The organism is Psychrobacter sp., from assembly GCF_030457785.1.
Classification (GTDB): Bacteria; Pseudomonadota; Gammaproteobacteria; order Pseudomonadales; family Moraxellaceae; genus Psychrobacter.
In genome coordinates, this window is record NZ_JAKDUI010000151.1 from 1 (window position 1) to 6890 (window position 6890).

The 6890-nt window shown below is 41.8% G+C and carries 7 protein-coding genes; 2 read left to right on the forward strand and 5 right to left on the reverse strand.

Annotation, left to right across the window (positions count from 1 at the left end):
• The first annotated feature begins 71 nt into the window (after positions 1-71).
• Both L0J61_RS08005 and L0J61_RS08010 read left to right on the forward strand, forming a co-directional pair.
• Positions 72-446, forward strand: a complete 375-nt coding sequence (locus tag L0J61_RS08005) for a hypothetical protein (RefSeq protein ID WP_301465911.1) — start codon at positions 72-74, stop codon at positions 444-446.
• 134 nt (positions 447-580) lie between these two features.
• The gene (locus L0J61_RS08010) at positions 581-1108 is read left to right on the forward strand and encodes a cytochrome b (protein WP_301465912.1); all 528 of its coding nucleotides are present in this window, start codon (positions 581-583) and stop codon (positions 1106-1108) included.
• Positions 1109-1227: 119 nt separating this feature from the next.
• Here the strand turns inward: L0J61_RS08010 and minE are convergent, their stop codons facing one another.
• From minE to L0J61_RS08035, 5 genes are all read right to left on the reverse strand, one after another.
• Positions 1228-1518 (reverse strand): cell division topological specificity factor MinE, encoded by a 291-nt coding sequence (minE, locus tag L0J61_RS08015; RefSeq protein WP_301465914.1) that lies wholly within the window; start codon positions 1516-1518, stop codon positions 1228-1230.
• A 2-nt stretch (positions 1519-1520) separates the two neighbouring features.
• Positions 1521-2333, reverse strand: a complete 813-nt coding sequence (gene minD / locus L0J61_RS08020) for a septum site-determining protein MinD (RefSeq protein ID WP_301465915.1) — start codon at positions 2331-2333, stop codon at positions 1521-1523.
• Between the two features lie 615 nt (positions 2334-2948).
• The gene (gene minC, locus L0J61_RS08025; protein WP_301465917.1) at positions 2949-3743 is read right to left on the reverse strand and encodes a septum site-determining protein MinC; all 795 of its coding nucleotides are present in this window, start codon (positions 3741-3743) and stop codon (positions 2949-2951) included.
• 124 nt (positions 3744-3867) lie between these two features.
• Positions 3868-4962 carry a hypothetical protein gene (locus L0J61_RS08030; protein WP_301465919.1) on the reverse strand — a complete coding sequence of 365 codons (1095 nt, stop codon included), beginning with the start codon at positions 4960-4962 and terminating at the stop codon, positions 3868-3870.
• A 390-nt stretch (positions 4963-5352) separates the two neighbouring features.
• Positions 5353-6339 (reverse strand): acyltransferase, encoded by a 987-nt coding sequence (locus L0J61_RS08035; RefSeq protein ID WP_301465920.1) that lies wholly within the window; start codon positions 6337-6339, stop codon positions 5353-5355.
• Positions 6340-6890 lie beyond the last annotated feature (551 nt).

Sequence of the window (6890 nt, forward strand, 5' to 3'; positions counted from 1 at the left end):
GTTGTTTTATGATGTTTGTCCTAACCATAACAATTTTATTTTGAACTGACTATAGTAGTTTGATTATAAGCGTGGAAAAGTATAGTGAGTATGCTTCAACTTATCGTTGGCAGCAGCAGGAGTTAGCAGTATTTCATTTAATACCACCAAGTCAAACACCTGATAAAATAGTTATATTGGAAGGCAATACCTCAGAGTATCGTGTGGCATTGCAAACGGCAGGTGAGCTAAATCATCTACAATCACGTATCTCTGATATTAAAGATATCGACCTGCCAGAGTACCTTGTTGGCTCAGGTAATGGTTCCAAAATTGATGTTGAAGAGCGCGTCAAAGAAGATGTTGTGCTATCCTATCTTTTTCAGACGGTCACGATCGATGATACTGTTTATCTGGTGCCTGATTTGGAAAAAATTGCGCATCAATTGGTTGATTTAAATAGCTAGCTTTCGGCAAGCAGTTCAATCATTAGGCTTATACATGGCTGGTTAAGGGTGTTGCTATTACCTGCTAGGTGAAGCGCCTGTCTTATCCATAAGCTGAGTGGTTGTAAATAGAGATAAGAGTAATAGGGCAGCTAATGAGTAATACAAATTCTAACTTGTCAAAATGGTCAGTGGCCAGTCGCTTGTTTCATTGGATCAGTGCCGCGTTGTTGCTGATTACTTGGGTAATGATGTTTCTGCACAATAATCTCGATGGCAGCCTTTATATTGGATTGCATAAATCTTTCGGGGTAAGCTTGCTGTTTTGGATGGTAGCGCGGGTCATCAACCGTATTTTTACTAAATCTCCACCGTTACCACCAATGCCAACATGGCAGGTATTGGTTTCTAAGTTATCGCATTTTTCTCTCTATGCGCTATTAATTGCTATGCCGATGGTTGGTATATTGATGTCTGTATATGGCGGTCGACCGGTCGATGTGTTTGGTCTATTTCAAATCCCTGTTTTCGTCTCGACAGATAGAGGATTGGCGCGTTTTTATAATGATGTACACGTGGATATCATTTGGCAGATGATTCTTGTTTTCACTGCACTACATATTGGTGCGGCTCTATATCATCAGTTTGTCAAAAAAGACAATCTACTTAGTCGTATGAAGTAAGCCGGCTGACTAGTAGCAGTCCGCGAATAAACACTTCACACATAAAGAAGCCCTAAACTATTGCTTAGGGCTTCTTTATGTGTGTCGATATCGTGGTTTGTAGCGTGTTCTTCACTCGTTTACTTTTGATGATCAGGCAAGCTGATATTCATCTCTAGTACATCTAGGCTTTCTTCAGATCGATGGTTTATATTGACATCGTCTATTTGCACACCGTTGACATACTTATTGACGACCTCTAAGATTTCACGTTTCATTTTCTCGATGCGGTCAACCGTTAAGCGGTTATTCAAGCGATTTTCGCTAGCAACAATTACCTTGAGGCGTTCAGTAGCTAAGTTAGCACTACCTGCATTACTACTGTCGTCAGTGCCAAACAGGCTACTCCAGAATCCTTTTTTCTTACTCATTATTAACCCCCAAACCAACGCTGTAGTAAGCTTTTTTTCTTCACATTTATATGACGTAATGGACGCTCTTCACCCAAAAAGCGCGCGACGATATCATCGTAACACTGTCCAGCTACCGAATCGTCATAATGAATTACTGGTTCACCGTGATTAGATGCTTCTAAAACTGAATGACTTTCAGGGATGACACCGAGTAGTGGTACCTTTAGGATATCATTAGAAATGGTGTCAATATCCATCATTTCTTGTGCAGCAGCGCGCTCGGCGTTATAGCGAGTAATGACCAGATGCTCACGGACAGAACCTTGGTCTTCAGTGACTTTTTTGGTCTGGCTTTGCAAAATGCCAATGATGCGATCAGAGTCACGCACAGATGATATCTCAGGATTGGTAACGATGATTGCTTCATCTGCGTGATACATCGCTAGCTGCGCGCCACGTTCGATGCCAGCAGGTGAATCGCAGATGATATAGTCAAACTGTTTAGACAGTTCGGACATAACTTCTGAAACACCATCATCCGTCAGTGCATCTTTATCACGTGTTTGACTGGCGGGCAGGATATACAGGTTTTCAAGCTGCTTGTCTTTAACAAGTGCTTGAGACAATCGTGCGTTGCCGTTGATGACGTCAACAAAGTCGTAAACAATTCGGTTTTCACAACCCATGATGAGGTCTAGATTTCGTAGACCTACATCAAAATCAATAACGACCGTCTTATAGCCACGCAATGCTAAACCGGCGGCAAAAGAGGCGCTAGTTGTGGTTTTGCCCACACCGCCTTTACCTGAAGTGATTACAACTATCTTCGCCACAATGGCACACTCCTATGAATCAATGGGATATCAATTATATAAAATAGCTCACAAATTGTATTCGTTAAATAACATATATGCACTACCTTCGGAGCTAGCCTAGCACAGATAAACAAAAATTTGTAGTATGTCTATACTAGGTTTTGCGGTTAATTCAATTAACAGTCATTTAAATGACTCAAAACTGACCAAAAGTTGTCACATCGTTAGTTAATATTTCAATACTGTTGGTGCTATTTTGCCTGGTTTGGTGATAGTTTATTCTATCTCACTTTTATCACCGTTATCAAAATGAGAGGGCATCTAAAACATTTGTTCTTGCGAACATTCAACGAGTTGGTCGTGTTCTTTGGTGCTTACATAATCAATCTGTTTGGCCAATGTAAATAGTGGCAGAGTCAGCCAGTCATAATAGAAGAGTTTTGTTAAATAAGCTTACAGTAGTATCAATCTTAGCTGTATTCATTCAAGGCGTTTATATGCCTTTTTATTTTGTCCATATTTCTACAGTAGCATTTACTACTTGTGAGTAGCATGTATGAGGTGAAATCCACTCATCACTACCACGCACTACTATATAGTCTCAAAGAAGCAAAATAGTTCCAAAGAGGCAGATTAGGCATCGTCCATGACGGTGAATACTAAGCCTTCATCTTCTACAAATCTCACTTGTACAGACTTATCGATAACATGTTCGGGTAAGTTGTCTCGCAAACAGTAAGTACCGGCGACCGATACCAATGAAGGATTGAAGACTTGGCAAAAGATTCGAGCGTCTTTGTCGCCAGTTGCCCCTGCCACCAGTCGCCCCTGGGCGCGACCGTAGACATGCAGGCTGTTATCGGTTATTGCTTCAGCGCCATTATTGACACTGTTAGTCAAAATCAAATCACCACCAACGTGATTGAGACTTTGTCCTGAGCGTAACATTTGGTCATAGATGAGACTGGTAATGTGTTCAGTAGGTACTACTGCGTCAGTGACTGTCTCGTTGTTTGAAGTCGCGTCCGTGGATGCTGAGGCTGTATTTTGACTTTCTGAAATTTTACGAGTCTGCGCGGTGGCTGTTTTGTTGGGTACAATGCGTTCGATACGCTTGCCATCGCTAGGAAATATGGCTAAGCGCAGTTCGAGGGCTTGAGAGTCTAGCACACCAGTGACGACACCGATCGGCTGCAGCCCCCATGACCATAAGAGCTCTACCAACGCAGATAGGTCCTGTTCAACATCACTATCGATAAGTACAGGGATGTTGCTAGACTTGTTGCTAAGTGAATTTGTAAGTTGGGTTTCGATAGCAGCTAGATCATCCGTGTTGAAATGCAGACGCGAAAAAGTCAGCATTTTGCCAAAGAATGCTAACGCTGGCTTATTGTTTGAGTCTTGGATGTCATTATCTGAAACTGTCATATATAAATCCTCAAGAGATAATCTTGTCGCTGTCGGTGCATTGATATTTTGTTATTGATTCATACGGTGGGTTTTATTACTTGGCCATGTTGTTTTTATTATTTAGTCATATTACTACTACGAATCACAGGTGGAGCATATCTTGATGCTTCCATTGCTGTACTTTTACTTGTGCTTCAAATTCAATCAAGCCGTCTTCAATGATACTCGATACAAGGCTATCTAGCGCGCTATCATCGGTATCTATTTGTGCAACACCGTTGGCAATGGCGACCATCAATGCATCGAGGTGCTTGGGATCTAGTAGTCGTTTATTAAGGGCGTAGACAACGTTTTCGCCTATATTGTGTCCCACATACTGAAGTTGTGATTCAATCAAGTTGCCAGCAATAGGTATCATGCGTAGATAACGGCGCAGTTCAGGCGTATTGGCTAAGCCTTCCTCGATAGCGCTGCCCATCTCACTGGCTAGTATGCTGCCGCCACCTGAGGATGTCGTCAGTTCTTGTAATTTTGGTACTAGCTCTGCGCGTAGCAATGATAATAATACAGCCTCAATTTCATCACGGTTACGGGCGATGGTTGATTCGATAAAAGATTTGTGGGCTTCAGGATTGGTTAGTTGCTGCCTAAAATTGTCGATGGCCGTCAATATGACACGGTCAGACAACTCTTCTAATATCATATCGATATAGAACTTAATGCGATTAATCCATGCCTCTGGCAGTACTTGGTAGCCAAGTTGATACAACCGTCGACCGATGATAACTGCTCGAAACAACCGCAAGGCTCGCAGCTGTGGAAAACAGCCTAACACCTCATACCAATGAACGAAAGGAAAAAAGAACCAGCGATAATAGGTTTTTTGTTGTATCGCAATCGCCCAGCGTACGGTTAATTCAAAGATTAAAAATAGGGTAAAGAATCCGCCAGCAGTACGTAGTGGCTCGTGCAAAGTGTTTTGGTACCAGCTCAGCGCATCACCAGCAGTCAGCCATGCAGCCATCTGATTCATAAAACCACTCATCAATATAGCATCGAGACTGATCAGAAATAAATCGACACTGATGATGATAAGCATAAAAATTTCATAAGCTAGCTTTGTTCGGCTTGGCTTAGGACGTTCGTCTCTTGGTGGCTGCTTATCAGGCAAGTTAGTTGACTGGTCTCGCACGGGCGTTGGGTTTAGATGTGAGGTATCAGTAGCAGAGGCGGGCACAGTCAAACCTTATTAATGATGAATGGCACAAAGAGTTAAGTAGCACAAAGACGTATATAAAAGATGATTCAATCATCATCAAAGCAGCATGAGCTGATAATTATTTACATTATCAACGAATAGCGCTAAAAAACAACCCATCTTTCATTCATTATAATTATGCATCGTCACTCATAAGCTTACTCTTCATCATAATTATAGCGCTTCAGCAGTATTCTGTTATGAAAACGAGAAGTTGTGATGAAGTGCTGTATTAACGAGGTGTTATGTGCTTTTGTTATGATCTGGCGCTCGCTATGGCTTGGCCCTAAAGCGCACCCTCATTTTTATCGCTATTTGTAAAATGAGGATATGCTCTAGTTTACTCATCGCAAGTACTTGGGTTTGACGTTATGCTTTTGAGGTGTTGGTGTTGGTGTTGGTGTTGGTGTTGGTGTTGTTTTCAAATTCCGCCAGCATGTTGCTTATTCGTTGATCCTTTTCGTGCCAGACTTGTTCGACCCAATCAAACATTTGCTGCTTTACCTCTGCATCTTTTTCATAGCCGCCATTTTGAATGCCAGCGAATAACGGGTCAGGCATTTTTAGATACCTGACGTCGACACCAAGACGCTTGATATTACCCTTCCACAGGTCGCTGTAAGTTGGGCTGCCATCAGGGTAAACGATGGTCATATCTAGCAAGCCATCAACCTCTGACCCTAGCGCACTGATAGCTAGGGATAAGCCGCCTGCGCGTGGTTTTAGTAAATGCGTATAAGGAGACTGTTGCTGAGCATGTTTGCTGCTGGTAAAGCGCGTGCCTTCTAGATAGTTTAGTAACGTGAAAGGCTTGTCCTTTAACAACTCACAGGCACGTTTTGCTTCTTCTATGTCTTTGCCTTTTAAGGACGGATTTTTTGCGACAGCTTCTTTCGAGTGTCGGCGCATCATTGGGAAGTCTAAAAAGTAAAAAGCCTGACCGACAATAGGAATATAAATCAGCTCAAACTTGGTAAAAAAGCGTGTCAATGGTAGGCGGTTTTCGCTGATGTACTGCACGATACTGGTATCGACCCAAGATTGATGATTACTCACTAGGAGGTACTTTCCATCGGTATGAACATCATCTGGCAGGCTGATACGCCAGTCTTTGCGTGGTAGCATATTATCGATTAAAGCATTATTGCTGCTGATCCAGTGATTGGCAATTTTGATAACAGTCTTATCGGCGATGGGCGCACCAGTGATAATTTTTCCGACACCCATTAACCATAAAGGAATACTACCGCCGAAGCTATTGGCAGCAATCACGCCAGTTGCTGTGGCAAGCGATACGGCCTTTCCTAACGTGGGAGAGCGTTTGTGCATTTTTTTTATAGTAGATGTCAGTCGCATGCTAAATCCTTTTTGGTCAGTCTTATCGAGGTGCGAGAAATATAATAGTCTATTCCTACCGTTGATTTTATTAAATGATTTAAGGTAGTTTGTATTTATAGATGAATCAGTTAAGTAGCAATATAGAATCGAACAAGAAAGTCGCTTTGTCATGTTGCTTTAACATGTCGCTTCGTCATTAGAGCGGATTTGATGATTCGATCGTGTATAGCAGACAGAGCCTGCGTTTTAGATGCCCCAAAGAAAAATCCCATTCGCAGTTGTTCGTATTGTTTACTTTCTTTCTATTCTCATCGCTCATTTTTCTTCGAACCAATTTTAGCAGAAACTAACCATGGTGTATGAAGGGAAACGTGACTTGTAATAACAAGTTTCAGAACAGGGCAATAGGCATTAATGTAGGCGCTGTCACTAATGAGTATATATTCTGCATTTTCTATACATAGATTTGACAAAATATTACATTTTGCTATGTTGTAATTGCCATACTAGCAGTTAGCAGTTAGCAGTTAGCAGTTAGCAGTTAGCAGTTAGCAGTTAGCAGTTAGCAG

Coding starts and splice junctions, on each gene's coding strand:
- L0J61_RS08010 (WP_301465912.1), top strand. CDS start 581: ATGAGTAATACAAATTCTAACTTGTCAAAATGGTCAGTGGCCAGTCGC.
- minE (WP_301465914.1), bottom strand. CDS start 1,518: ATGAGTAAGAAAAAAGGATTCTGGAGTAGCCTGTTTGGCACTGACGAC.
- minC (WP_301465917.1), bottom strand. CDS start 3,743: ATGACAGTTTCAGATAATGACATCCAAGACTCAAACAATAAGCCAGCG.
- L0J61_RS08035 (WP_301465920.1), bottom strand. CDS start 6,339: ATGCGACTGACATCTACTATAAAAAAAATGCACAAACGCTCTCCCACG.